This is a genomic window from Clostridium zhoujianii (genome assembly GCF_051590805.1).
Lineage (GTDB): Bacteria > Bacillota > Clostridia > Clostridiales > Clostridiaceae > Clostridium.
In genome coordinates, this window is the sequence record NZ_JBPUTF010000001.1 from 1,165,820 (window position 1) to 1,190,940 (window position 25,121).

Annotated in this window: 31 protein-coding genes and 1 pseudogene; 28 read left to right on the forward strand and 4 right to left on the reverse strand. The window is 29.6% G+C overall.

The genetic code is table 11. The annotated features are described in order from the left end of the window. The first annotated feature begins 185 nt into the window (after nucleotides 1-185). From ACSYT2_RS05520 to ACSYT2_RS05540, 5 genes are all read left to right on the forward strand, one after another. Entirely contained in the window at nucleotides 186-518 is a 333-nt protein-coding gene (locus tag ACSYT2_RS05520; protein WP_430856181.1) for a PadR family transcriptional regulator, read from the forward strand. Then, a complete protein-coding gene (locus ACSYT2_RS05525) occupies nucleotides 511-882 on the forward strand; it encodes a DUF1048 domain-containing protein (RefSeq protein ID WP_430856182.1) in 372 nt (123 codons plus the stop codon). Before ACSYT2_RS05520 ends, ACSYT2_RS05525 begins: the two co-directional genes overlap by 8 nt. 2 nt (nucleotides 883-884) lie before the next feature. Then, nucleotides 885-1,223 (forward strand): DUF1048 domain-containing protein, encoded by a 339-nt coding sequence (locus ACSYT2_RS05530; protein ID WP_438383992.1) that lies wholly within the window; start codon nucleotides 885-887, stop codon nucleotides 1,221-1,223. A 253-nt stretch (nucleotides 1,224-1,476) separates the two neighbouring features. Then, entirely contained in the window at nucleotides 1,477-2,106 is a 630-nt protein-coding gene (locus ACSYT2_RS05535; protein WP_438383994.1) for a class I SAM-dependent methyltransferase, read from the forward strand. A gap of 201 nt (nucleotides 2,107-2,307) precedes the next feature. Then, nucleotides 2,308-2,652 carry a GNAT family N-acetyltransferase gene (locus ACSYT2_RS05540; protein WP_438385002.1) on the forward strand — a complete coding sequence of 115 codons (345 nt, stop codon included), beginning with the start codon at nucleotides 2,308-2,310 and terminating at the stop codon, nucleotides 2,650-2,652. Between the two features lie 112 nt (nucleotides 2,653-2,764). Here the strand turns inward: ACSYT2_RS05540 and ACSYT2_RS05545 are convergent, their stop codons facing one another. Continuing rightward, a complete protein-coding gene (locus ACSYT2_RS05545; RefSeq protein WP_438385003.1) occupies nucleotides 2,765-2,959 on the reverse strand; it encodes a winged helix-turn-helix transcriptional regulator in 195 nt (64 codons plus the stop codon). 239 nt (nucleotides 2,960-3,198) lie between these two features. Here ACSYT2_RS05545 and ACSYT2_RS05550 point away from each other — a divergent pair, with 239 nt between their 5' ends. From ACSYT2_RS05550 to ACSYT2_RS05580, 7 genes are all read left to right on the forward strand, one after another. Continuing rightward, nucleotides 3,199-3,468 carry a TIGR04076 family protein gene (locus ACSYT2_RS05550; RefSeq protein WP_438383996.1) on the forward strand — a complete coding sequence of 90 codons (270 nt, stop codon included), beginning with the start codon at nucleotides 3,199-3,201 and terminating at the stop codon, nucleotides 3,466-3,468. A gap of 139 nt (nucleotides 3,469-3,607) precedes the next feature. After that, on the forward strand, nucleotides 3,608-4,720 hold the full coding sequence (locus tag ACSYT2_RS05555) for a metallophosphoesterase (RefSeq protein WP_438383997.1): 1,113 nt from the start codon (nucleotides 3,608-3,610) through the stop codon (nucleotides 4,718-4,720). A 552-nt stretch (nucleotides 4,721-5,272) separates the two neighbouring features. Further along, complete coding sequence (locus tag ACSYT2_RS05560; RefSeq protein WP_438383999.1) at nucleotides 5,273-5,401, forward strand: hypothetical protein; 129 nt, start codon at nucleotides 5,273-5,275, stop codon at nucleotides 5,399-5,401. A gap of 257 nt (nucleotides 5,402-5,658) precedes the next feature. Continuing rightward, nucleotides 5,659-6,255, forward strand: coding sequence for a Crp/Fnr family transcriptional regulator (locus ACSYT2_RS05565; protein WP_438384000.1), 597 nt, complete (start codon nucleotides 5,659-5,661; stop codon nucleotides 6,253-6,255). Between the two features lie 17 nt (nucleotides 6,256-6,272). Beyond that, complete coding sequence (locus tag ACSYT2_RS05570) at nucleotides 6,273-7,214, forward strand: alpha/beta hydrolase (RefSeq protein ID WP_438384003.1); 942 nt, start codon at nucleotides 6,273-6,275, stop codon at nucleotides 7,212-7,214. Nucleotides 7,215-7,874: 660 nt separating this feature from the next. Beyond that, on the forward strand, nucleotides 7,875-8,129 hold the full coding sequence (locus ACSYT2_RS05575; RefSeq protein WP_430856187.1) for a TfoX/Sxy family protein: 255 nt from the start codon (nucleotides 7,875-7,877) through the stop codon (nucleotides 8,127-8,129). 122 nt (nucleotides 8,130-8,251) lie between these two features. Continuing rightward, on the forward strand, nucleotides 8,252-8,671 hold the full coding sequence (locus ACSYT2_RS05580) for a hypothetical protein (RefSeq protein WP_438384005.1): 420 nt from the start codon (nucleotides 8,252-8,254) through the stop codon (nucleotides 8,669-8,671). A gap of 103 nt (nucleotides 8,672-8,774) precedes the next feature. On the opposite strand, the gene ACSYT2_RS05585 is transcribed toward ACSYT2_RS05580, so the two are convergent. Further along, nucleotides 8,775-9,002, reverse strand: coding sequence for a DUF6485 family protein (locus tag ACSYT2_RS05585; RefSeq protein ID WP_430856189.1), 228 nt, complete (start codon nucleotides 9,000-9,002; stop codon nucleotides 8,775-8,777). Nucleotides 9,003-9,185: 183 nt separating this feature from the next. Here ACSYT2_RS05585 and serC point away from each other — a divergent pair, with 183 nt between their 5' ends. Together serC and ACSYT2_RS05595 are read left to right on the forward strand one after the other, a co-directional pair. Beyond that, a complete protein-coding gene (gene serC, locus ACSYT2_RS05590; protein WP_430856190.1) occupies nucleotides 9,186-10,268 on the forward strand; it encodes a 3-phosphoserine/phosphohydroxythreonine transaminase in 1,083 nt (360 codons plus the stop codon). A gap of 109 nt (nucleotides 10,269-10,377) precedes the next feature. Further along, nucleotides 10,378-10,848, forward strand: a complete 471-nt coding sequence (locus ACSYT2_RS05595; RefSeq protein WP_438384008.1) for a hypothetical protein — start codon at nucleotides 10,378-10,380, stop codon at nucleotides 10,846-10,848. Between the two features lie 40 nt (nucleotides 10,849-10,888). On the opposite strand, the gene ACSYT2_RS05600 is transcribed toward ACSYT2_RS05595, so the two are convergent. Further along, a complete protein-coding gene (locus ACSYT2_RS05600) occupies nucleotides 10,889-12,037 on the reverse strand; it encodes an ROK family transcriptional regulator (RefSeq protein WP_430856192.1) in 1,149 nt (382 codons plus the stop codon). A 245-nt stretch (nucleotides 12,038-12,282) separates the two neighbouring features. Here ACSYT2_RS05600 and xylA point away from each other — a divergent pair, with 245 nt between their 5' ends. The 14 genes and pseudogenes from xylA to ACSYT2_RS05670 form a co-directional block, all read left to right on the forward strand. Next, a complete protein-coding gene (gene xylA / locus ACSYT2_RS05605; protein ID WP_438384010.1) occupies nucleotides 12,283-13,590 on the forward strand; it encodes a xylose isomerase in 1,308 nt (435 codons plus the stop codon). Between the two features lie 12 nt (nucleotides 13,591-13,602). Beyond that, on the forward strand, nucleotides 13,603-15,645 hold the full coding sequence (locus ACSYT2_RS05610) for a glycoside hydrolase family 31 protein (RefSeq protein WP_438384011.1): 2,043 nt from the start codon (nucleotides 13,603-13,605) through the stop codon (nucleotides 15,643-15,645). Nucleotides 15,646-15,661: 16 nt separating this feature from the next. Continuing rightward, nucleotides 15,662-16,078: a PTS sugar transporter subunit IIA gene (locus ACSYT2_RS05615; RefSeq protein ID WP_438384013.1), complete on the forward strand. Its 417-nt coding sequence runs from the start codon at nucleotides 15,662-15,664 to the stop codon at nucleotides 16,076-16,078. 15 nt (nucleotides 16,079-16,093) lie between these two features. Then, on the forward strand, nucleotides 16,094-16,873 hold the full coding sequence (locus tag ACSYT2_RS05620) for a PTS mannose/fructose/sorbose/N-acetylgalactosamine transporter subunit IIC (protein WP_430856196.1): 780 nt from the start codon (nucleotides 16,094-16,096) through the stop codon (nucleotides 16,871-16,873). Then, on the forward strand, nucleotides 16,860-17,666 hold the full coding sequence (locus tag ACSYT2_RS05625) for a PTS system mannose/fructose/sorbose family transporter subunit IID (RefSeq protein WP_430856197.1): 807 nt from the start codon (nucleotides 16,860-16,862) through the stop codon (nucleotides 17,664-17,666). Before ACSYT2_RS05620 ends, ACSYT2_RS05625 begins: the two co-directional genes overlap by 14 nt. A gap of 13 nt (nucleotides 17,667-17,679) precedes the next feature. Further along, a complete protein-coding gene (locus ACSYT2_RS05630; protein ID WP_438384015.1) occupies nucleotides 17,680-18,156 on the forward strand; it encodes a PTS sugar transporter subunit IIB in 477 nt (158 codons plus the stop codon). Between the two features lie 53 nt (nucleotides 18,157-18,209). Then, nucleotides 18,210-19,664, forward strand: a complete 1,455-nt coding sequence (gene xylB, locus ACSYT2_RS05635; RefSeq protein ID WP_438384017.1) for a xylulokinase — start codon at nucleotides 18,210-18,212, stop codon at nucleotides 19,662-19,664. An 18-nt stretch (nucleotides 19,665-19,682) separates the two neighbouring features. Beyond that, nucleotides 19,683-20,501 (forward strand): transketolase, encoded by an 819-nt coding sequence (locus ACSYT2_RS05640; RefSeq protein WP_438384018.1) that lies wholly within the window; start codon nucleotides 19,683-19,685, stop codon nucleotides 20,499-20,501. Nucleotides 20,502-20,504: 3 nt separating this feature from the next. After that, nucleotides 20,505-21,434, forward strand: coding sequence for a transketolase family protein (locus ACSYT2_RS05645; protein ID WP_438384020.1), 930 nt, complete (start codon nucleotides 20,505-20,507; stop codon nucleotides 21,432-21,434). A gap of 174 nt (nucleotides 21,435-21,608) precedes the next feature. Next, on the forward strand, nucleotides 21,609-22,379 hold the full coding sequence (locus ACSYT2_RS05650) for a methyltransferase domain-containing protein (protein WP_438384021.1): 771 nt from the start codon (nucleotides 21,609-21,611) through the stop codon (nucleotides 22,377-22,379). A gap of 30 nt (nucleotides 22,380-22,409) precedes the next feature. Then, on the forward strand, nucleotides 22,410-22,958 hold the full coding sequence (locus ACSYT2_RS05655) for a CDP-alcohol phosphatidyltransferase family protein (protein WP_430856204.1): 549 nt from the start codon (nucleotides 22,410-22,412) through the stop codon (nucleotides 22,956-22,958). 76 nt (nucleotides 22,959-23,034) lie between these two features. Then, nucleotides 23,035-23,226 (forward strand): hypothetical protein, encoded by a 192-nt coding sequence (locus ACSYT2_RS05660; protein ID WP_438384023.1) that lies wholly within the window; start codon nucleotides 23,035-23,037, stop codon nucleotides 23,224-23,226. 44 nt (nucleotides 23,227-23,270) lie between these two features. Next, nucleotides 23,271-24,050, forward strand: a complete 780-nt coding sequence (locus tag ACSYT2_RS05665; protein WP_438384024.1) for an alpha/beta fold hydrolase — start codon at nucleotides 23,271-23,273, stop codon at nucleotides 24,048-24,050. Nucleotides 24,051-24,220: 170 nt separating this feature from the next. Next, a pseudogene (locus tag ACSYT2_RS05670) lies at nucleotides 24,221-24,652 on the forward strand (GNAT family N-acetyltransferase); the annotation flags it as partial. Nucleotides 24,653-24,823: 171 nt separating this feature from the next. On the opposite strand, the gene ACSYT2_RS05675 reads toward ACSYT2_RS05670, so the two are convergent. Further along, the gene (locus ACSYT2_RS05675; protein WP_438384026.1) at nucleotides 24,824-25,030 is read right to left on the reverse strand and encodes a hypothetical protein; all 207 of its coding nucleotides are present in this window, start codon (nucleotides 25,028-25,030) and stop codon (nucleotides 24,824-24,826) included. Between the last annotated feature and the right edge of the window lie 91 nt (nucleotides 25,031-25,121).

Below are 25,121 nucleotides of genomic sequence, written 5' to 3' on the forward strand. Positions count from 1 at the left end.
TTATAATAGAAACACCGTATAACTCCGAAATGGGATATAGGGTGTTTATTTATTTGCAATTCTAATTACTATTTAAGAGTAAAAAATAATTATACTATTGACAATACAACTAGTTAGTCATACTATATAGTAGTAGTAAGTAATACTAAATACCAGTGATACTAGATAGCGAAGAGGTGACTTAATTGGAAAATATCACAGAAATGTTAAAAGGCGTACTAGAAGGATGTGTTCTTGAAATCATTAGTCATGAGGAGACATATGGTTATGAAATTACTAAGAGGCTAAATGCACTAGGATTTTCAGATGTTGTAGATGGGACTGTTTATACCATATTAGTACGACTTGAGAAAAATAAATTGGTGGAAACTACAAAAAAGAAATCAGAAATGGGACCACCACGTAAGTTCTTTACCCTAAATGAAGCAGGACGTGAGGAATTGAAGAAGTTCTGGGAAAAATGGGACTTTGTTTCTACGAAGATAAATCAATTGAAGGAGGAGAGCAAAAATGTTTGATAAGTTTGTGAAATTGGTAATAGGTAGCTTAGATGAGAAGCGTGAATATAAAGAAATGATGAAGAAAGTTGATGCACTACCAAAAGATTATAACTTCGCATTTAAAAAAATCCAAAATTATATGTATACTGTTGGAGCACCTGGCGGTAACATTACCATGTTTACTGATATGACCATGTTTACAGATTTAGTAGATTTATTCGAAACTAGCGCAGCAGATGGTAGACAGGTTATCGATGTTATTGGAAGTGATGTAGATAAGTTTTGTGATGAATTTATGAGTGCTTATACTACTGATAAAGGAACATATAGGGAAAAACTTAATAGAGAGATTATGGAATGGTTTAATAAGGAGGGACAATAATTATGATAAAGCTCATTCAAAAAATGATTGGTGACAAAAAAGAGTATAAAGATCAAATGGCAAGAATAGAAGCGTTGCCAGAAGATTATAGATTTGTAATTAAAAAAATACAGGGCTATATATGGAGTTTCGCTGGAGGGGATGGTTCTGATATGGTGAAAACTCAGAGAGAATTAATAGAGTTATTTGAAACTAGTGCAGCAGATGGTAGGCATGTTCTTGAAGTAACAGGAGAAGATGTTGCTGGCTTTTGTGATGAGTTTATACGTGACACTAAAAAATGGACAGATAACTATCGTGAAAAATTAAATCGTAAGATGTTAAATAAACTTGGAAAATAGATATGATATACCAAGGATAGCTAACTATAGATATGATGTAAACTAGAAGAAGGACTCTCATATGTCTTTTTAGGTCTACTAGCTCTTCGAGAGGTAGCCTTCCATGAATATGAGAGTCCTTGTTATTATTTCATGAATCTATAAATATTTAGTATAAAGTAGGAAGAGATGGAATTTTCAAATTAAATAATATGATATAATTTAAATCATATTATAGATCTAAGCAAAGGATATTACACAAAGGAGAAAAAATATGACAGAATTTTGGGAAGAGAATTTTATAGAGAAACAAGCAATGTGGGGATTTGAGCCTTCAGACTCTGCAATATTAATAAAGGATTTATTTCTTAAAAATAAAGTTAAGGACATATTAATACCTGGAATTGGATACGGTAGAAATGCACAGCCATTTCTTGAAAGTGGAATTAATGTAACAGGTATTGAAATTTCAAAGACTGCTATTGATTTAGCAAGAGAGAATGGGATGGATTTTAAAATTCATCATGGTTCAGTATCAGATATGCCTTTTGATAATAAACTTTATGATGGTATATTTTCCTATGCACTTATTCATTTATTAAGTAAAAGTGAGAGAGAGAAATTCATAAAAGATTGCTATAGCCAATTAAAAACAAATGGATATATGATATTTACAGCAGTTTCAAAAAAAGCTCCAATGTTCGGAAAAGGAACAGAAATTAGTAAAGATCGATTCGAGACAAAGGATGGTGTGAAATTATTCTTTTATGATTTTGATTCAATAAAAGAAGAATTTGGAGAATATGGATTAGTAGAGTTCTTTGAAATAGATGAGTATAATAAGAATGTTGAAAATAAACCACCTATAAATTTTGTAATGATAAAATGCAAAAAAGAAGCTTGAAAATTAAGGGTTACTTAGAATAGATAAATTAGAATTAGTATTTATGAGGTGAATCATGAATTTTATAAGATTAGTATCAACGGATGATAAAATGTATAATGAAGCTATGGCATTATATAAAAAAGTTTTCCTAGATTCGAACAAAGAAAGAGTACATCTCAAAAAGAAATACTTGATGAAGAGGAATATCATTTCGATTTAATTTATGATGAGGATGTATTTATTGGGATCATCCTGTATTGGGAAACAGAGGACTATACATATATTGAACATTTTTGTATATACTCAAGTATGCGTAATAGAAAATATGGACAAAAAGCACTTGAATTATTAAGGGAAAAATACAAAACAATAATATTAGAAATTGACCCGCCAATAGATGAAATATCAATTAGACGTAAAGGATTTTATGAAAGAGTAAGATTTAAAGACAATTCATTTGTGCATGTACACCCTCCATATCATGAAGGGAAATCAGGACATTCATTATTTATAATGTCATATCCTAATTTGCTTAGCGAAATGGAATATGAGAATTTCAATTAATACTTAAAGAAGAAGGTTATGAAGATTTGATGTATCAATAAAGAATAAATAACTATTGAAATACCGTATTATTCAAAAATGAATATACGGTATTTTTTTATATTTTATTCTCTTATCCCCATTTGCACATTTCCTCTAAAATAGACATTAAAGACAAACCTCGCTTTGAAAGGGAATACTCAACTTTAGGTGGTATTTGAGGGTATTCTTTTCTAATGATAATGCGATCTCGTTCGAATTCTTTTAGCTGATTATTAAGTATTTTATCACTTATTTGACCTATACATATTTTAAGTTCTTCATACAGTAATACTTTATATTCTACTAACTAAAAGATTATAATCATTTTCCATTTACCACCTATAATAGAAAGTGTATATCCAAGGGAGTAGATGTTATATCAGTTAAATCAGATTTTTCAAATTTTTTCATAGTCTTCTTATCACCATCCAATATATTAGAACTTACTAAGGGGTTAGTACTTTACCTAAAAGTGCATACTTGTTTGAGTATAACATAACACATATACTTAAATGAGTAAAAATATTGGGAAATGGCCTATGTATAAAGAAAGGGGATGTATTTTATGCTTATTATGCAAAACCAGCAGGTTTTTGCGATAAAGCATGGAAAGCTATTTATCAATATGTTTTTGCATTAGCCCATGGTGCAGGAAAAGATGTGTTTTATTATGATGATTGGATAAGAAAACCGGTAACTGCTATTTGTAGTTGTAATGATGGAATACGACCAGTTATTTTTAAAATTGAATCAATAGATAAAGAAACTCTTATTGAATATACTCCTGTTAGTTAAATTAATTTGATCGGATAAATATGGAGAAGAGACCATTGAAGAAGTTAATACAATAAAGTATACTTTTATATATTAGCTACAGACAAAGTGGTAGGTATACTTTTTAGTAATCAAGAAGAAATAGTTTTGGAGGGAATAAATGAAATATCTAGGAATAACAGTTGTAATACTATTATTTGGATTAATAAATTTATATGTAGGTAAAAGTATTTTTACTTGTATTGATAGTAACATAAGTTCTACACTTGCAATTTTAATAACCATTTTTATAGTGTTATTAGCACTGTCAACTTTACTGATATATAGTATGAGATACAATTTTGGATCTATAATAGGAACCTTAGGATCATACTGGTTAGGAATTTCATTAATGCTAGCAATAGCATTAGCTGGTATTGGAGCTTTAGGTGGCATTTTAAAATCCTTAAGTATTGTTAATATTTCAAAAAATAGTATGACAGTTATAGCTTTAGTCTTAGTTTCAGTTATTACGGTATATGGAGTTTATAAGAGTAATAAGGTGGCTTTTGTTTCTTATGATGTAAATATAGACAAGTATCATAAGGGAGAAAGTATTAAAATAATAGCTATTAGTGATTTACATTTAGGGTATATAAATAATAATAAAAAGTTACAGGAATCTGTTAATAGAATAAATGATGTGAATGCAGATTTAGTTGTTATTTTAGGAGATTTATTTGATAGTAATTTTTTAGCTATTCAAAATAATGATGAAACCTTAAAGATATTAAATAGTATAAAATCCACTTACGGAACTTATTTATGTTGGGGAAATCATGATGCAGGTAGTACTTTTATACAGATGAAGGAATTTATTATGCAAACTAATATAAGGGTTCTAGAAGATGAAGTAATAGATATAAATGGCAATGTTTTATTAGTTGGAAGGTTAGATTCGGCACCAATAGGATATCAAGGTGAAAAAACTCGTGAGGCTTCTTTAGAAACTGATAAATTTGATAAAGAAAAAGCAAAAATAGTTTTAGATCATCAGCCTTCAAATATAGATGAATATATAGGTAGATATGATTTAATATTATCAGGTCATACTCATGGAGGACAAGTATATCCATTAAATCATATAACCAAAAGAATTTTCAGAATAGATTATGGCTATGATATTTTTGAAGAAGATACACATGCTGTTGTAACTTCAGGTCTAGGTACATGGGGTCCACCTATAAGAATTGGAACAAGAAGTGAAATTGTAGAAATAAATTTTAATTATTAGAAGTTTAAAGCAAATTAACTTTAAGTGGCAAATTTGTAGATATTGCGAAATAATCAATAAAATATGTTCTTTGAAAATTTAAGAATACAGATTTGTAAAAATATGTTATAATTTATTCCTAATAGTAACATATTATATAACAAATATTATTTATAGGTTGTCAGGAGGCTATTAAGAATGGTATTAATTATTCAATGCATTATTCTATGTGGACTATTTACTTTAGCGGTGCTTCCACCACTATATAAAAATCCATTAAATTGCATAATGTCATATCCTATAGCTATTAAACAAAGAGTGGAAAGTTTGCCTCAATATCGGTCATCAATTAAAAAGTACGAAACTAAACATAGTACTATTAAATTATTGTTTGCGTTATTATGTATTTTTCTTATGGCAATAGTCGCATGAGCTTCTGGTTCAAGAAGATTTATAGAAGCTTTTATACATATATTTATATTGTTTTCTGCAGTTAATCTTTATGACTTGTTTATACTAGACATATGGCTATTTTGTCATAACAAACGAGTAATTATTCCTGGGACTGAGGACATGCTAAAAGAGTATAAAAGCCCTGTTCATCATATTAGAGGTGCCATTATCGGTACATTAATTGGATTAATTGTAGCTACTGCATCAAGCGGAATAATTGAACTATTAAATTTTTCATTTTATAGATAAAATGAGCATAATCGTTAGCAGATTTCCTGGAAATATTCTTATATTATGAAGAATAAATTAAATATTAAGTTATTTAAAATACCGTATTATTTAGAGATGAATATGCGGTATTTTTTAGTGCATAATTCTAATATATTGCAAACAAAATTGCTCTTTTAAAATTGAATATTATGGCAATATAAAAAAACATATCTATTAACAAATGATAATGTATTTCTTATGAATGAAATATAAAATATACTTGGAGGTGATTATAGGTGAAAATTGATGAGAAATATAACATAATAAAGAATGCTTTTAGTAGTGAAAAAAACTACCTAAGTAATGAAATAATAGAGGAACTAATATCAATTAGTTATGAAGTTGAATTTTCTAAAAATGATATGATTTTAAATATGTTAGAAGAACAAACAGAAATATATATATTACTTTCTGGGATTGCTAGAAGCTATTATTTAGATAAAGATGGAAATGATATTACAAAATATTTTATGAAAGAAAATGATTTTTGTATCGGTGAAAGTCTTTTTTCTAAGGAAAAAAGTATTCAAGGATTTGAAGCTTTAGAAAATATAAAAGCATTAAGATTTAATGCGTATCAATTAAAGAAATTGCTTTTAGAATATAAAAACTTAACTAAGATTTATATAGAATATTTAGAGAAAAACTTAATATATAAAATGCAAAGAGAATATAGTTTTCAAATAATGAGTGCAACAGAGAGATATATAAATTTTCAAAAAGAATATAAAGAAATTGAAACAAGGGTAAATCAAAGTTATATTGCATCCTATTTAGGTATAACACCAGAGTCATTAAGTAGAATAAGGCGAACTATTAAAGATGAAAATTAGTGAAAGAAGGATTTAATATGAATTATAGTGAACAAAAAGAGTGGAAAGAGATTGAAAAGCTACTGCCTGAAAAATTACATTTTACTTCCGATTATCAGCCTCAAGAAGAGTGGTGGAGTTGGAAAGGAAATAAGGTACATTTAGACACATTTAGAAATCCCAAAGCTAAAGCGAAAATTATTTTATTTCATGGTGTGGGGACTAATGGTAGACAAATGTCAACGATAATTGGAGGTCCTCTTTCAAAAGATGGGTTTGAGGTAATTGCCGTAGATATGCCACTTTATGGTGTAACTGAAGTAAATAGAAATATGACTATCAGTTATAATGATTGGGTTGATTTAGGAAATGATTATATTAATTATGAATTAAGTAAAGATTCAAGACCTATAATTCTATATGGCTTATCTGCTGGAGGAATGGAAACATATCATGTTGCTTGCAAAAATAAAAAGGTAAAAGGTATTGTAGGAATGACTTTCTTAGATCAAAGAGATCAACAGGTAAGAAATGAAACTACTAAAAATATCTTTTGGGCACATCTAGGTGCTCCGCTAGCTGGACTAACTTGTAAAATAGGTCTTTCGAACTTTAGGATGAAAATGACTATTTGCTCTAAAATGAATACATTATGCAATAGTGAAAAGGCTCTTAAAGCAATGTTAAAGGATAAAACATCTGCTGGAAATAGTGTCCCAATGAAATTTATTTATTCATATATGACATATTCTCCAGAAATTGAACCTGAGGATTTTGATATTTGTCCAGTTTTATTGACACAACCTGAAAATGATAGATGGACTCCATTACATCTTAGTGAGCCTTTTTTAAGTAAGATAAAAAAAGTTCCAGTAACAATAGTACAACTAAGAAATGGAGGTCATTATCCAATAGAGGAATCAGCCTTAGAACAATTACATTCATATATTTTAGAATTTATTAACTTAATAGTAAAATAAATCATGATATAATTCTTTAAGGAATACCTACAAAAGACTTTAACGGACCTAAAATAAGGTAATAGTGATATTAGTGCCTGGTATGAAAATGGACATAATACCTTTTTGATATGCTCATCTTTAAAAAGATTACCATTTGAATAAGTAAAAGTATTAGAAACTATATTTAAAGGAAAATCTTCATTTGAGCCTAAAGACGTAGAATTAGTTAACGACTTTATATTGGTTGAAAGTAATACAAGCTACCAGTCTATAGTAAGACTGGTAGCTCAAAGGATACAAACACAGGGTTTATTGAAGAAGATGATAAAAAAACTTACGTTTCCGTACGTACAGCCGATGAAAAGCAAAAAACTGGCAGGATCAGTAGCTAAGGGCATAGCTTTAGATATTATAGAGAAACATTATAATATCTAATATATTATAGTATTTAAAAGCCGTATTATTCAGAAGTGTATATGCGGTATTTTTTGTTTATAATACTAATAAATTCTGTGGTATATATTACAAAATATGGTATAATAAATTGGTTATAATAAGCTAGTAGTTATAAGATTTTGAAAAATGGAGAGTACTATAATATAAAATGGTATTTTTAAATTAGTCTTTATAAAGAGTTAAAAGGTAAATTATACTTTGAGCGAAAAAGGAAAGAAGTTAATGGGCGAATTATTGAAAGTGATTAATATAGGTAGTAAATTAGAAGAACAACTTAATGAAGTTGGAATAGAAACCTTTGAGCAACTAAAAAAAGTTGGAAGTAAGCAGGCTTGGCTAGACATTAAAGCTATAGATGATTCAGCTTGTATTAATAGATTGTATGCATTAGAAGGTGCAATAAAAGGAATTAGATGGCATTATCTTGAAGATGATGTGAAAAAAGAATTGAAAATATTTTATAGTACAGTAAAGTAAGGATAATTTTAAAGTAAGTATTAGGATATTTACAAAAAAATTATAATAGTAATATGATAGGAGATAGCTATAGGAATTTGAAAGTATCGTTCAAAAATGAAAAAATAATATATGCATTATTTATGATAATTGGGTTGATTATAAGTTTAAGTGGATGTTCGTCTAGTTCTGATAAAAGAATTTTGAAAGGTTATATAAGTAAAGAAGAATACTTTGATAAAGAGGGCTTTCAGGATTATACCGATTATTGTAAATATTACTATGATAAATCTTCTGATTTATTTTCCGAAAGCGACACTTATTCAATGGTCAAAGAGAATGATATAGAAAATATCAAATCATTTTTTATTAACGTTGCATCATGGATGGAAGCAGCAGAGAGGTCAGAAGAATATGATTTTGACGATTCTTGTATTTCCGAAGGAGATTATTTTAATATAAGCCTAGTAGGGAATTCCAATCATCAAAAATTTGATAATTACTCTGTATATTTCTATGACACTCAATCAGCCACATTATTCTATATTCACTCCAATATTTGATTTAAAACTATCAATTTAGTAAATAGATCTAAACTACTAGGAAGTTAAATTAAATATATAATAGATTAAAATACCCTATTATTCAAAAGTGAATATGGGTATTTTATTTTTTATGACTATCTTTATTTTTTCTGTAAAAGTCAACAAAACTTTCAATAGTAAATTCTTCAAGACTACTTAAATCATCACTTACTAATCTGAAAAAACAACCTGGAATTTCTCCAGCATTTAGATTCTTTTTGATACAAGGATCACATCCTTTAGAATGATTACAAGGATTTAATTTACAACTTAGATCTTTACATGTACAGAAATGTTTTTGATTCTCCATAAGAGATCCCCCTTTTAAATATTATTAAGACAGAGTATATCAAATATATTGGGTTTAAACAAGGAACTGACAGTTAAATTAATAAAGATATTTTATTTATTTCTAAAAAAAATTCAGAAAAAAAGTGAATTTTTTGGGAAAAAGTGTTATGATAATAGAAAAAACTAAATTGGGGTGTAAATTATGTCAAGAGTGTACAATTTTTCAGCAGGACCAGCAATATTACCAGAAGAGGTCCTAAAAGAAGCAGGAGCAGAAATGCTTGAATACAAGGATAGTGGAATGTCAGTAATGGAAATGAGTCATCGTTCTAAAGCCTTTGAGGAAATTATTAAAGAGGCAGAACAAGACTTAAGGGATTTAATGAATATTCCAGATAATTATAAGGTGTTATTCCTTCAGGGGGGAGGATCTTCACAGTTTGCAATGGTTCCTATGAATTTAATGAAGAACAAAGTTGCAGATTATCTTATAACAGGACAGTGGGCTAAAAAAGCAGCAGCAGAGGCAAAGAAATTTGGGAAGGTAAATGAAATTGCATCATCAGCAGATAAGACTTTTTCATATATTCCAGATTTAAATGATATAAAAATTAGTGAGGATGCAGACTATGTTTACATCTGCCACAACAATACAATCTATGGTACTACATATCATAAGTTACCAGATACTAAAGGTAAAGTTCTAGTTGCGGATATGTCATCTAGTATATTATCAGAACCAGTTGATGTAAGTAAGTATGGAATAATATTTGCTGGAGCTCAAAAAAATATTGGACCAGCTGGTACAGTAATTGTAATAATTCGTGAAGATTTAATAACTGAAGATGTGTTAGAGGGTACTCCAACAATGCTTCAGTATAAAATACATGCAGATAATAAATCACTTTATAATACACCACCAACATATGGCATCTACATTTGTGGTAAGGTATTTAAACACCTTAAGAAACTTGGTGGATTAGAAGCTATGAAGAAAATAAATGAAGAAAAGGCTAAAGTTCTTTATGATTATCTTGATTCAAGTGAAATGTTTAAAGGAACAGTTGTTAAGGAAGATCGTTCTTTAATGAATGTACCATTTGTAACAGGTAATGATGAATTAGATGCTAAATTTGTAAAAGAAGCAAAACTTGCAGGATTAGAAAATATTAAAGGACACAGAAGTGTTGGTGGAATGAGAGCAAGTATATACAATGCAATGCCAATAGAAGGTGTTAAAGCCTTAGTTGAATTTATGAAGAAGTTTGAAGCTGAAAATAAATAAATAATTGAAATACCGCATATTTATAAAGATATGTGGTATTTTTATATTTTAAATAATAGTTACTTGGAGGTATGAAAGTATAGCTGAAATAATACTTGGAGGAGATTTTATGCTAGGGCATTTTGGATTTTCATATGTAGGATTAGCTTATTTACTAATGTTATTTATACCAAACCTTATATGGTCAAAGAATCAACCATCAGATTATGATTATAGTAATGAAAATAAAGTATTACTGTTATTTGAACGTATTGGACAAGTGTTAGTAACATGCTGTGCTTTGATTTTTTCAGATTTTAATCCTAGGACCTTTTCTTTATGGACATTTTGGCTAATTGCCTCATTATTTCTGATGATTATATACGAGATATATTGGATTAGATATTTTACAGGAGAACATACTTTAAAAAAATTCTACCGTAGTCTATATGGTGTACCTGTTCCAGGGGCAACTCTTCCTGTAATTGCTTTTTTATTTCTTGGAATATATGGGAAGGTGATATGGATGATTATATCCATAATAATTCTTGGTATTGGTCATATAGGGATACATCTTCAGCATCTAAAAGAAATACAATAAAAAAACATTATCATCTTACTTGAGATGATAATGTTTTTTTCTAGAGATTATCAGAAAAGCTATCAAAGAAATTAGTTATACAACGATTAATACAACCATATAGACTAGATTTATTATCTAATTTGTATGGAAGAATATTCACTTTCCTAGATTGAGAGCTATTAAGATTACCTTTTATTAAATCTAGATACTCAGGTATGTAATTACATAGTTCACTATATATAAATATATTATCTGGAGAAATAAAATTAGAGATATTATTAATACCTATAGACATTAATTCTATGTTTTTAGATATTGTAGCAACAGCCCATTCATTTTTAGCCTTATATAAGTCTGAAAAATGTTTAATTGTTGGAGCTTTTACATCTGATATAGAATTAAACTCATCTAATAATGCAGGCATAGAGCAGTATTGCTCAAAGCATCCATGATTTCCACAAGGACACTTCTTACCATTAGGTACAATAATCATATGACCTATTTCACCAGCACTCCCTTCTAGACCCGTATATAACTCACCATTAACAATAATACCAGAACCAATACCTGAATGAATATTTATAACAACAGCATTATTTAAAGGCTCTGCTGAATTTGAAAACTCTCCGATTGCAGCAAGATTAGCTTCATTTTCTAGATGAAAATTTAATTTTGGCATTAACTTAGATAGTTCACCTTTTAGATCAATTTCATCTAAGTCATAGTAAGGTGTAAATAAAATTTTATCATTATAAACTCTACCATGTACAGCAAGGGTTACACCTATAAGGTTGTACTTATATTCTTTTAGCTTATCTTCTATAGATGTAATAATTTTAACTATAAGCTCTTGAACATTATTTTTGTTAATGTTCTCTTCATAATAATCATAGACTAAAAGATTTTTTTGTAGGTCAGTTAATAAATAGCTTACATAATCAGTTCCTAAATCTATTCCCAATGCACATCCAGCCTTATTATTAAGCTCAAGAAGAATTGGCTTTCTGCCTCCACTAGAACCACTATTTCCTTGTCCTATTTCATTTATTAAATCTGCTTCTATTAAACTATTAATAATTTCTGAAACACTTGCTTTATTAAGATTAATAAGCTTAGAAATTTCAGCTCTAGATATATTAGAGGTATTTGAAAGCAGATTAAGTATCTCAACAGTATTTGATTTTCGTATATTAAATTTATTATCCATATCTACCATCCTTAATGAAAACATAAGATTAATATAGCATAGAAGATTAAAAAACTCAAAGCTGAATTAGATAATTCTAGAAAAATATAACAAATAGATTGAATGAAATGATTAGATACAAATTACAGCAAAGATCAAATATTCTAAAAATTTAAAATAAATTGAATGTAAACATTGACAATGGAAAAAGAATGTAGTTTAATATAGTTAGAAAGACAAACTAACTAACTAAAGGAGTGATCAAAATGGAATTTTTTAAAAACATTCCAGATATAAAATACGAAGGACAGAAGAGTGAAAATATGTTTTCATTTCGTCATTATAATCCAGAAGAAATAGTAATGGGAAAACCTATGAAAGAACATCTGAAATTTGCAGTAGCTTATTGGCATACATTTAATCAAGATGGATCTGATCCTTTTGGAGGAGGAACTAACATAAGGAATTGGAATGGACAAACTCCAATGGAAACTGCAAAAAACAAAGTTGATGCAGCGTTTGAATTTTTCAAAAAATTAGGAGTAGAATATTTTTGCTTCCATGACATGGATATAGCTCCTTATGGTAATAGCTTAGAAGAATTCTTTAATAACTTAGATATTATTACTGATTATATGAAAGAAAAGATGGATGAAACTAACATCAAACTTTTGTGGAATACAGCTGATAGACATTCAAATCCTATTTATGTAAACGGAGCAGCTTCAACACCAAATGTAGATGTATATGCTATCTCAGCAGCTCAAGTAAAAAAAGGTATTGATATAAGTAAAAAGCTTGGTGGAAAAAACTTTGTATTTTGGGGTGGACGTGAAGGATATGAATGCCTATTAAATACTGATATAAATTTTGAAGAAGAAAATATTGCAAGATTATATAAAATGGCTATAGATTACACAGAAAAAATAGGTCATAAATTAACTTTCTTAATAGAGCCAAAGCCAATGGAGCCAATGACTCATCAATATGATTGTGATGTAGCAACTACACTTGCTTTCCTTCAAAAACATGACTTAATGGAGCATTTTAAGTTAAATATAGAAGCAAACCATGCTACACTTGCAGGACATACTTTTGATCATGAATTAAATATGGCAAGAATCAATAATGCATTAGGTTCTATAGATGCTAACCAAGGAGATCCACTACTTGGATGGGATACAGATGAATTCCCAACCAACTTATATGACACAACATTAGCTATGATAGAGATACTAAAAAATGGTGGGTTACATGATGGTGGAATCAACTTTGATGCTAAAGTTAGAAGAAGTTCATTTGAACAAGATGATCTTTTCATAGCACATATAGCTGGAATGGATAATTATGCTAGAGCATTAAAATCAGCTGCTAGAATAATTGAAAGTGGATATCTTGATAATTTGAAGAGGGAAAGATATTCATCTTTTGAAAATGAAATGGGAAAGAAAATATTAAATAATGAAACAGATTTAGATATCCTTACTAAATATGCTTTATCAATAGAGAATGTAAATAATAAATCATCACATATAGAGTATGTTAAGTCAAGGTTAAACGATTATATATACTAAAGGAGGTAACTAATGTTTTACGTAGATGGTAATAAACTTATTCGTAAGTTTGATAAGGACATTGTAAGTATAGAGCCCTGGGGAAAGAATAGCTTTAGAGTGAAGGCTTCACCAGATGGCAATTTGCCAGACTATGAAAATGCCTTAACTGAAGAAGTGGGACAAGGTGATCCTAAGATAATAATTTATGATGATCTAAATGAAGCAGAAATTATTAATGGAAATATAAAGGCATACATAACTAATAGAAATAGAATTGTATTTAAGAATTCTAAGGATGAAATTTTACTAGAAGAATATTTAAGAGAACGTGCTATTGCAAATGATATGGGTAATGAAGATGTTAATGTTCAATCAATAAGTGGATTTTCATGTACTCTAAAGCTTAAAGCAAGAGAATTTTATCCTTTATCAGGAGGAGATTATAGACTAACTCAAAGATTTGAATCAGATCCAAAAGAAAAGATATTTGGTATGGGACAATACCAGCAATCATTCTTAGATTTGAAGAATTGTAAGTTAGAGTTAGCACATAGAAATAGCCAATTAACAGTTCCTTTCTATGTTTCAAGTAAAAAGTATGGATTCTTATGGAACAATCCTGGTATTGGTGAAGTAGACTTTGCTAAAAACATTACTGAATGGAAAATGCATTCTACAGATTATATAGATTACTGGATAACTTCTGAAGAAACACCAAGTAAAATAATTGAGAATTATACAAGTGTTGTTGGTAGAGCTCCTGAAATGCCAGATAATTTATTAGGATTATGGCAAAGTAAAATGAGATATCAAACGCAAGAGGAAGTTCTAGAAGTTGCACATAGATATAAGGAAATGGGCATTACTCCATCTGTGTTAGTTATAGATTTCTTCCACTGGACTGAACAAGGTCATTATGATTTTGATAGTAGATATTGGCCAGATCCAAAGGCAATGGTAGATGAACTTAATGAAATGGGAATAGAGGTAATGATCTCTATATGGCCAACAGTTTCTCAAAATGCTAAAAACTTTAATGAAGTTATAGAAAAGGGATTATTGGTTAAGGTTAACAGAGGAATAAGAGTTACAATGCAACAATTAAGTAATACGGTTTTTATAGACCCAACTAACCCTGAGACAAGAAAATATGTCTGGGATAAGATAAAAAATAGCTACTATAAAAATGGCATAAATATGTTTTGGTTAGATGTTGCAGAGCCAGGATATGCTACTTATGATTTTGATAATTATAGATATCATTTAGGAACTGATTTAAAGGTAGGTAATTTATATCCTAATGAGTTCGCTAAAATGGTTTTTGATGGATTAAAAGAAGAAAATAAAACACCAGTAACATTAATTAGAGGTTGTTGGGCAGGAAGTCAGAAGTATGGAACCCTTGTATGGTCAGGTGATATAGACTCAAGCTTTGGAGCATTTAGAAACCAAGTAAATACAGGTTTAAATATGAGTATGGCAGGTAATCCTTGGTGGACAACTGATATAGGAGGATTCCATGGTGGCAATATTAATAATCCAGAGTTTAGAGAGTTAATGATAAGATGGTTCCAATATGCTGTATTCTCACCAATTCTTAGAATGCATGGAGATAGACATCCTCATAAGAATGCCCTAGGTAATGATGGCGGAGGTCAATGTGAAAGTGGTGCTGAAAATGAGATATGGTCATATGGAGAAGAGGCTCAAGAAGTATTTATTAAATATTTAAATATCAGAGAAAATCTTAAGCCATATATAGCTGAGTTATTTAAGGAAACTCATGAAGTAGGGGCTCCTATAATGAGACCAGTATTCTATGATTATCCTGAAGATAAGATGGCTTGGGAAGTTGATAATCAGTATATGTTTGGTTCTGAATTATTAATTGCTCCAATTATATATTACAAACAAAGGGAAAGAGAAGTATATTTACCTAAAGGAAACCAATGGGTTGATATAAATACAAATAAAGAATATGAAGGTGGACAAGCTGTTATTGTAGAAGCTCCACTAGAAAGTATTCCTGTATTTTGTAAAAAGGGATCATTAATTCAAAGTAAAATTTATTAAGAAAGGAGGATAGGGTATGTATAAAATAGTAGTAGCATCTCATGGGAAGTTTTCAGAATCTTGCTTAGAAACAATAAAGTTCTTCTATAAAGAAACAGAAAATATATCAACAATCTCTTTAGATAATGAGGGAATTGAAAAGTTTGAAAGATCAGTTAAAGAATTATTTAATGAGATTAAAGACTCCAATGTGTTAATATTTGTAGATTTACTTCATGGAACACCTTTTAATGTTTGCTCAGAAAATATTGGATTAATTAAGGGAGAAACTGAAATGGTTTCAGGAGTTAATGTTCCAATGCTCTTAGAGGCAGCACTAAATAGTGAAAGTATGTCGGTTTCAGAATCAGTTGAAAATATTAAAAATACACAATACATAAATATTTTATCAGAGGAATTAGAAAAATTAAGCACTAACGAAGATGATGAATAAAAGGAGATGTGTGAGATGGAAGTTCAAGCTTGGCAATTAATAGCAATTGTTTTATATGGATTCTATATCAATTTTGAGAAAAATAGTACTATGTGTGGTACATATCAACCAGTTACTGCAGGTTTTGTTGTGGGATTAATAATGGGTGATGTTACAACAGGTTTATTTATTGGTGGTACATTACAACTAATGTCATTAGGTATTAGTAACTTTGGAGGAGCATCTATACCAGACTATCAAACAGCTAGTGTAGTTGCAACATTTATAACTATTTCAACAGGACAAGACCCTAATGTAGGGATAACAATTGGTATTCCAGTAGCTTTATTAATGGTTCAACTTGATGTATTAAGAAATACAATGGGTGTATGGCTTGCACATAAAGCAGAAAGCTATGCAGATAAAAGAGATTATAGTGGTATAGGTAAGATGCAAATGTTAGGTGTAGTATTAACATGTGCAACAACAGGAATCCCAATACTATTAGCAGTAATTTTTGGACCAGACTTAGTTAATGGATTAATTGATAAAAGCCCACAATGGTTACTGGGCGGACTTCAAGTAGCTGGAGGTATTCTACCAGCAGTTGGTATAGCTTTATTACTTAAGAATCTACCAACTAAAACTCACTTCCCTTATTTAGTAATAGGCTTTGTTTTAACAGTATATATGAAGATTCCTTTATTAGGAATTGCTCTTATAGCAGCATCTATAGCATTCGTAGAATTTAAGAGAGATAATGAGAGAGAAGTTGTGTCTAATTCTGTAGTTGGAGGGATGGATGAAGATGAATAATAATGAACTTACACCAAAAAAAATACGTAGTAAAGTTTTATTAAGATGGATATTTACAAGTAGTGTTTCATCTAATTATGAAAAAATGCAAGCTTTAGCTTATTGTTATGCTATATTACCATTTTTAAAATTTACATATAGAAATGACGAAGATGGATTACAACAAGCGGTAAAAAGGCATTTACAATTCTTCAATACAAATCCTTGGGTTGCTCCATACATATTTGGATTAAACATTGCAATAGAGGAAAAAGAAAAAAATAATGCTGCTGAGGCAGTAAGTTCTATAAAGAGCGGATTAATGGGACCTTTAGCTGGGGTTGGAGATAGCTTATGTGTTGTTATTCCTTGGACAATATTTGGTGCAATAGCAGCAAATATGGCTATAGAAGGAAGTCCAGTAGGAATAGTTTTGTGGATAGCAGTAAGTATAGCTATTAAATTATGTAGTTTCCCACTATTTAAAGCTGGATATTTTTCAGGAACAAAGTTAGTTAACGCTCTTGAAAGCAAGATGAAATCTATAACAAAAGGTACTTCTATCTTAGGATTAATGGTTGTAGGTGGATTAATATCAACAGTAATAAGAACTACAGTTGGATTTAGCTTTGTGCAAGGTGAAATTGAAATGACAGGTCAAGGCATATTAGATCAAATTATGCCTGGGTTATTACCAGCAGCTATAGTAGCAATAATGTATTACCTATTAGGTAAAAAGGTAAAACCAACATATTTAATTTTATTAGTAATCGTTATCTCAATAATATTATACTCACTAGGAGTACTTAAATAAGGAGGAATTTAAAATGGAAGGAATTACACATATAAGAATCGATGATAGATTAATACATGGACAAGTAGCTACAATGTGGACAAACAATCTTGGAGCAACTCGTATCATGGTTATAAATGATGATGTAGCTACTAATGATTTACAAAAATCAGTATTAAGAATGGCGGCACCATCAAATGTTAGTACCTCAATAATATCAAGGGATACAGCAGTGAAAAATATTTCATCAGGGAAATATCGTGGACAAAAAGTATTTATAGTTGTGAAATCACCTTTAGATATTCTTTACCTAGTAAACAATGGTTTAGATATCAAAAAAATTAATGTTGGGAATATGTCTTCTAAATCAAATACTGAGGTAATAAGACCATCTGTAAGTGTTACACCAGAAGAAAAAGAAGCTTTTAAGGAATTAATAGATAGAGGTGTTGAAATAACAGCTATAATGACTCCAACAGATCCATTAGTTATGCTTAAAGAATATTTATAAGAATTAAAGGGAGGCTGTAGGTCTCCCTGTTTCTTATTCAGGAGGGAAAGATTTTGGAATATGTAATAGGTTTAGATTTAGGAACAGGAACAATAAAAGGAATAGCAGTAGATCCTAGGGGCGAAATACTAGCTAAACATTCTGAAGGATACAAAGTATATACAGAAGGAAATGGCTATTCAGAACAAAGCCCAGAAGATTGGTATGAAGCTTCTTTAAAAGTATTAGAAAAAATAGTAGGAGATTTAAAGGGAGATAATCTAAAAGCTATTAGTATATCAGGACAGATGCATAGTTTAGTACTATTAGATAAGGAATGTAATGTAATAAGAAAAAGCATTCTATGGAATGATACAAGGAATACAAAGGAATGCAATTACATTATGGATAAAATGGGAGAAAGAATAATTGATATTACAGGTAATAAGTGTCTTGAAGGATTTACTTTACCTAAAATACTATGGGTAAAAGAAAATGAGCCGAGTAATTGGGAAAAAACCTTTAAGTTCTGCATGCCTAAGGATTATTTAGTATTAAAATACACAGGAAATATATGTACAGATATATCAGATGCAGCTGCTACACTTATGTTTGACCTTGAAAAGAAGCAATGGTCAGATGAAATATTAAATTCCTTAGATCTAGAAAAGGATAAGTGTCCTAAAGTATATAATTCTACTGAATCTGTTGGTGAGTTAAGTGAGGATATTAAAAGAAAACTAAATATAAACGGAATTGTTAAGATATTTCCAGCAGGAGCAGACAATCCATGCTCTGCCTTAGGCTCTGGAATAATAAATGAGAATAAGGGATTGTTAAGTATAGGAACATCTGGCGTATATCTTCAATATGAGGATAGTTATAAAAATTATAATGGCCAATTGCATATGTTTAATAATGTTATGCCAAATAGTTATTATTCAATGGGAGTTACCCTTTCAGCTGGAGATTCATTAAGTTGGTTTAGAAACACCTTTGCTCCTAATAAAAGATTTGATGAAGTTTTAGAGGGAATAGAATATGTTATGCCAGGATCAAATGGATTATTATTTGCTCCATATATTGTTGGAGAAAGAACTCCTTATTCAGATAGTAAAGTAAGAGGTACATTTATTGGTATTGATAAGATTCATGGGTTTAAAGAATTTGCAAGAGCTGTAGTTGAAGGAATTACATTTTCTTTAAAAGATTGTTTTAACATATACAATAATAGTGATGAAAAAGAGATTATTTCTGTAGGAGGAGGAGCAAAGTCAAAGGCTTGGCTTCAAATACAGGCAGATATATTTGATAAAAAGATAATCTCTTTAAAAAATGAAGAAGGCCCATCTTTAGGGGCTGCAATTATAGCTGCTGTTTCATTAAAGTGGTTTGATTCTTTTGAAGATGCTGTAAAAATAATAGTAAAAGAAAAGGAATCCTTTTATCCAAATAAAGAATCAGTAGAAATTTATAAAGAAGTATACAGCCGTTATAGAAAAATATATGAATGCATCAAAAATTTATAAATAATAGAAGGTGAAGTTATGGATAAAAATATGCTAATATCTAAATCAAAAGATGTTAAGAAAAATATAATTGAAATGATATATGAAGCAAAATCTGGCCATCCAGGTGGTTCATTATCTTGTGCAGATATAATTACATATCTATATTACAATGAAATGAATGTTAATCCTTTGGACTGCAAAGATGAGAATAGAGATAGATTTGTACTTAGTAAAGGACATGCAGCACCAGCACTATATTCTGTTTTAGCTGAAAAAGGGTATTTTGAAAAGTCGGAACTATTAGGATTAAGAAAAATGGGGAGAATTCTTCAAGGACATCCAGATTCTAAAAAAATACCTGGAGTAGATCTTTCAACAGGTTCACTTGGACAAGGAATATCAAATGCAGTAGGAATGGCATTAGGCTTAAGATATTTAGGTAAGAAATCAAAGGTATATGTTGTTCTAGGTGATGGAGAATTAGAAGAAGGTATAGTTTGGGAAGCATTAATGTCAGCTGCTCACTATAAATTAAATAACTTGGTAGCAATTATTGATAATAATGGGCTTCAAATTGATGGAAGAAATGAAGAGGTAATGGAAATTGATCCATTAGATAAAAAATTAGAGGCTTTTGGCTGGAATGTAGTTATATGTGAAGATGGAAATGATTTTGATAATATTGACAAAGCCTTTAAAGAAATAAAATTAGAAAAGAATAAGCCAAGCATAATTATTTCAAAAACTATTAAAGGTAAGGGTGTTAGTTTCATGGAAGATAAAGCAGGATGGCATGGACAAGCACCTAATAAAGAAGAGAGAGATAAAGCAATAAAGGAACTAGGAGGTATTTAAGTAATGGGAAAAGCAACAAGAGAATCATATGGAATGGCCTTACTTGAGTTAGGTAAAGAAAATGAGAATGTTGTAGTATTAGATGCAGACCTTTCTAAATCAACAAAGACTGAAGGCTTTAAAAAAGCCTTTGCAAATAGATTTTTTAATATGGGAATAGCGGAACAAAATTTAATTGGAACAGCAGCAGGCTTTGCTAATGTAGGTTTAATTCCTTTTGCTAGTACATTTGCTGTATTTGCTACAGGTAGAGCCTTTGAAGTAATAAGAAATTCAGTATGCTATCCTAAAGCAAATGTTAAAATTGCTGCAACCCATGCTGGAATTACTGTTGGGGAAGATGGGGGCTCTCATCAATCAGTTGAAGATATAGCACTTATGGCCTCTCTTCCTAATATGAATGTTATTGTGCCAGCAGAACATATAGAAGCAATGCAAGCTGTTAAAGTAGCTAGTGAAATTTATGGACCTGTATATTTAAGATTTGGAAGATGTAATACACCAGATATATATGATGAAAATTATGAGTTTAAACTTGGAAAAGCATCAGTTTTAAAAGATGGTAAGGATGTAACTGTTATTGCAACAGGAATGATGGTTAGTAAAGCTATTGAGGCAGCGAAGGATTTAGAGAAAGAAGGTATTTCTGCTAGAGTTATAAATATGTCCACAATAAAACCTATAGATAGAGAGGAAATAATTAAAGCAGCAAAAGAAACTAAAGGAATAGTAACTGCCGAGGAACATTCTATAATAGGAGGTCTTGGAGATACAGTTTCTTCAGTTGTATGCTCATTTTTCCCTACAAGAGTTGAAAAAGTAGGAATTAATGATACCTTTGGAGAGTCTGGAACACCAGAGGAGCTTATGGAGAAATACAAACTAACAACTAATGAAATTATAAATAGGGTAAAGAAAATATTGAATATATAATATATTTAAATACCGCATTTTCAGAAATGAACTTGCGGTATTTTTTTGTGATTCAAATAAACTATACAGTATTTTGGGGAAGGATAATCTTTAAAGAATATTACAATAAATGGTATAATTAATAATAGTGATTTATTAGAATGATTAAAAATATTAATTTTAGGAGGATATATTGTGGAAGATTGGAATTCAGAACAGTATTTAATGTTTAAAAATGAAAGAACACAGCCAGCAATAGATTTAGTTAATCGTATAGCTATTGAGAATTCAAGAAAAATTATAGATATTGGTTGTGGTCCAGGAAATAGCACGGAGGTTTTAGCCAAAAGATTTCCTAATGCCTATGTTCTTGGTGTTGACAGCTCTTCAGATATGATTGAACAAGGAAAGAGGGACTATCCAAATCTTGATTTTAAGAAGTGTGATGTGGGTAGTGATTTATCTAAGCTTGATAAAGACTTTGACATTGTGTTTTCAAATGCCTGTATTCAATGGATACCAAATCATAATCAGCTTTTAAATAATCTTATTGGACTGCTAAAAAGAGGTGGAATACTGGCAGTTCAAATACCAATGAATTATCAAGAACCAATCCACAAAATCATTGGAGAGGTTACTACCAATGAAAGGTGGAAGTCAGAGTTTGATAATCCTAGAATTTTTTATAATATGGAACAAAGCCAATATTTTGATTTGCTTTCAGAGATTTCATCGGAATTTTATATGTGGGAAACTACATATTATCACAATTTAGAATCTCATAAGGATATTATGGAATGGTATCGTGGGACAGGTTTAAGACCATATTCAAAAGCCTTATCAGGAACTAAAAAGGAGCTCTTTGAGCAAGAGATTTTTGAAAGGGTTGTCGAAGAATATCCAGTGCAAAAAAATGGAAGGGTTATTTTTAGATTTCCAAGATTATTTTTTGTTGCAAAATCATAAGCTATTTTTTATTTCGTAAGAGGTGATGAGATGAAAACAATACCCAATTATATATCAGTTAGTAGAATAATTCTTTCATTAACTTTAATTTTTATTAAACCATTTAGCCTAGCTTTTTATGTAATATATATTATTTGTGGATTAAGTGATATTATAGATGGGTTTATTGCGCGAAAGACAGGGACAACAAGTATATTTGGGGCAAAGCTTGATTCTGTAGCTGATATGGTAATGGTTGGAGTAATAATACTTTTGTTTTATCCAATTATAAATCCAGCAATAGAGATAATAATATGGATACTATTAATTGCTATTATCAGATTATCATCAATGGTTCTCGCTTTAAAAAAATATAAGACCTTTGCTAGTATTCATACCTATGGAAATAAAATTACAGGGATAGTTTTATTTCTATTTCCAATATTGTATTACTACATTCACACAAATGGATTAATGTATATTGTTTGTGTTATGGGAACCCTATCAGCAATTGAAGAATTTATTATTAATTTTACATCAAGTCAATTGCAACTAGATAGGCAAAGTATATTGAAAAATGAGTACAATCGAAAATTATAGTAATAGTGAGGATTTGTAAAAGTAGTGAATCAGTAGGATGCAACGGAAAGTAGCATAATTGTAATAGTAACAAGGAATGAAATTAGAAATTGATATGAGTCTTACTAAAGGTAAGGTTAAATTTGAGCTTAAAGATTCAAATGGAGATGTACAGTGGACTGAAGAAGTTACTTCAGATGAAACCTTTAAGGATGTAAAAAGCTTTGATAATATAACTGGGGAATGGACTTTAATATTTGAAAGTATCGATAATTCAGGTGATGGTTAATTAGATTTACAATTCAATAGAATATAAGGAGAGTTGGTTCAATTATGAGAGAAATGATATTAGATAATACACCTATTCGTTATTGGATAAATGATAGTAATAAGGAAGAGGGAATAATATTCGTTCATCCAGCTTTTGGAAATCATACTTGTTTTGACACACAATTTGAACATTTTAATGATGATTATAAAGTTATTGCAATTGATTTGATAGGTCATGGAAAATCAATCGGAGATGGAGCTATTACTGATACATCTAAATACATTAATCAAATAATGTTAAAAGAAAAAATAAGGAAAGTTAATTTGGTAGGTGTTTCAATTGGAGCAATACTAATTCAGGACTTTGCAAATAAATATCCAAGTAAAGTTGCATCTCTTTGTTGTATTGGAGGATATGATATAAACAATTTTGATAGTTCACTGCAAAAAGAAAATAGTAAAGAACAAATTAAAATGATGATTAAAGCCATTTTTTCAATTAAGGCTTTTGCAAAGGATAATAAAAAAATATCTGCTTTTACAAAATCAGCACAAGAAAGATTTTATGAAATGAATATTGAATTTAAAAAGAGATCTTTTAAGTATTTGGCTTCATTAGGAACCTTAGTTAATAAAGTTAAAACTCAGAGAAGAGAATATCCACTAATGATTGGGGTAGGGGAATATGATAATGATATGGCAATAAAAGCAGCTAAAAAGTGGGCTGAATTTGAGCCTAATTGTAAACTTGTTGTATTTAAAAATGCAGGTCACATTGTAAATATGGATATACCAAATGAATTTAACAATATTTTAGAAAGTTTTTTAAATAATAAATTATAAGCAGTAGATAAGATTGAAAATAGAGGGTTATAAAGGCTATTAGAATAGTATTATGCATAGAAAAGGAAGTTAATATAATGGGAGAATATTTTATGAAAATAGAAGATATAGGCTTTTCAAATTGGAGTGCTAGTGATTTAGAATTAGCATTTTAATTATGTGGAGAAAAGGATGTAACTAGGTATATTTGTGCTACAGGTAAATTTACAGAAGAGGATATTTTAAGGGGATTAAGTATTGAAATTAATAATGGAGAAAAGTATCATGTACAATACTTGCCTATATTTGAACTAATATCAGGTGAATTAATAGGATGCTGTGGTGTACGTCCATTTAAATTAGAATATAATACATATGAAATTGGCTTTCATCTTCGTAAAAAGTACTGGGGAAAAGGATATGGATTTAAATCAGCAAAGGCTGTTATAGATTACTGCTTTACAGAATTAAATGCTTTAAAACTTTATGCAGGACATCATCCTAGTAATAAAACATCTAAAAAACTTTTGAATGCCTTAGGGTTTCAGTATATAGGCGATAATTACTATGAACCAACTGGGTTAAATCATCCATCCTATGAAATGGAAAATTCAAGGCTATGAGTATAACAGAAGGTTGATATATTTCCATTGCCTCATGAATGAGTAAAATAAGATTTCAAAAACTTTAGTTTACCTTTTTATATTTAATCCAATTCTGCAATATAAGCATTGCTATAATCATTATTAGCATAGATATAAATCCAGCCATACAAAATCCAACTATAATGTTATTTACCATATCATAAATCCATCCGCTAAAAAAAAACAAAGAAATCCAGTAGATCCGGAAATAATTGAAGTAGTCTTATAAAATTGTTTATATTCTTCTATAAAAATACTATTGCAATTATTACATCTGATTTCTCCCTGCTTCCTTTTTAAAGATCTTAATCTTTCAGAGAATTTAAAATTAGAATTACATTCTGGACAACCCTTCATATAAAGCCTCCTTTTGTGAAATATTAATAATATTAACTTAATTTATTAATATAATTATAGGTCAGTCTATATTTTATATTATACATTTAAT